Here is a 453-nt window from a genome sequence, read left to right on the forward strand (position 1 = left end):
GTTATCGGACTTTATTGAAGAGCACGAGATTGATGAGACGTTATTTAAATCCATCCTACGTAAGATGGATTTTGACCGAATTCAATTTGAGAAAGATATATTTCATTATTCTGGTGGACAAAAGAAAAAGCTGCTTATCGTTAAAAGTTTATGTGAGAAAGCTCATTTATATATATGGGATGAACCATTAAATTTTATTGATATTTATTCGCGTATGCAGATTGAAGAGCTTATTCAACAATTTAATCCCACAATGGTTATTGTTGAGCATGATAAGGCATTTCAACAAACAGTTGCAACAAAAACTATATCTATATAGTTCAAAGTGAGTGATTGAAGATATAATCAGTAAATCAAGTCATTAAACTATAGGGCGCTTTAATGGAGTGATGAAAAAAGCCTAATTTCTCTACAATCAATTGAGAAATTAGGCTTTTTAATAGGAAAAGTAGG

At 30.9% G+C, this 453-nt stretch carries 1 protein-coding gene; it reads left to right on the forward strand.

The window, feature by feature from the left end; all coding sequences use genetic code 11:
- On the forward strand, nucleotides 1–319 hold a 319-nt coding region (locus JDS96_RS30700; RefSeq protein WP_199669117.1), incomplete at its 5' end, for an ATP-binding cassette domain-containing protein.
- Between the last annotated feature and the right edge of the window lie 134 nt (nucleotides 320–453).

The organism is Bacillus cereus group sp. N21 (genome assembly GCF_016483395.1).
In the GTDB taxonomy this organism is placed as follows: Bacteria; Bacillota; Bacilli; order Bacillales; family Bacillaceae_G; genus Bacillus_A; species Bacillus_A pseudomycoides.